This is a genomic window from Methylosinus sp. R-45379, assembly GCF_001644125.1.
Classification (GTDB): Bacteria; Pseudomonadota; Alphaproteobacteria; order Rhizobiales; family Beijerinckiaceae; genus Methylosinus.
Map to the genome: position 1 here is coordinate 1 of NZ_LUUM01000225.1, position 1,134 is coordinate 1,134.

The 1,134-nt window shown below is 53.6% G+C and carries 1 protein-coding gene; it reads left to right on the plus strand.

Annotated elements, in window-relative coordinates:
• Positions 1–41: 41 nt before the first annotated feature.
• A partial coding sequence (locus tag A1351_RS10480) for a hypothetical protein (RefSeq protein WP_157096239.1) occupies positions 42–1,134 on the plus strand: 1,093 nt, incomplete at its 3' end.

Sequence of the window (1,134 nt, forward strand, 5' to 3'; positions counted from 1 at the left end):
TCGATCGCCTACAGGCAGGACTTGTGCGCGGCCTTCGCCATATGGCCGCCGTCCTGTATCGCAGGACGCCGACCGACGCGTTCGATGAACATTTCTATCGAGCGAACTACAAGGATTTGGTTGGCTTCCGTACCCGAAGAGAGCTCCGCGGGCATTACAACAGACACGGGCGGCAGGAAGGCCGTTTCCCGAATCTTGTCGAAGCGATCGACTATTTCGAACGCTCTTATGGAACTCTGCCGAGTCAATTCGATTCGCGCGCATATATCAATGCTCACGAAGATCTCCGTGCTCTCGCATTCACTGACGTTCAGGCGATAGAGCATTATCTGAAATGGGGTCGCAAGGAGGGGCGGGCATATTGCGCCGTGAGCTACGATATTTATAGAGAGTTCTATTTCAAAGGCCGGATCGTTCCCGATCAGGAGGTCATTCGAGATTTGAACGATCACGGATTCGCCCAGAGCCGAATCTGCACCGGCGCTGATATTATGAGCCTAAAAGGCCTTTCTGGAGGAGGCAAATGGATTGAGGCGATCAAGATCGATGAATTCTCCCTGCTGAATTCCGCATGGGCGGGACCCGTCTCGACGCGCATGCAAGCAGTCGACGCGATGCTCGAGAAGGGCATCGAATTATTGGCTCCCGTCGCCTCGGCCTTGCAGTTCGATCCGAAATTCTACAAAGAACTGCATCCCGAGCTGAAACACAAATCTCCAGAGCAATGCTATTGTCACTGGCTTTTCGTAGGGTTCGAACGCAATGAGCCGGGATCGGCAATCCAATTCTTCGACGAACTCGGTTTGGCGCTCGTCGATTTTCCTTCCGCGTTCCGATGGAAGCGCTATATCGGACTAAAGCGTTTTTTTTCCGACAAACACTCTCGTTGGTCAGCTATTCGCGATTATGTCGTCGACGGATTCGCCAAACACGTCTCCTCGATTGCCGAAGGTGACGATGCCGGCGCCTTCCTCAACGCATTGGGAATATATTACTTGCCGATCAATGCGGCTCTCTCTGTGCAGGCGTTCGAGCGCGCAGTTCGAATGGGCGTGTTCGAGGAGAGGAATTTAGAAAGTCTGGCAGAAGCCTACCTTCAGCTCCGCAAGTTCGAATGCGCGCTCGAACGCCTGC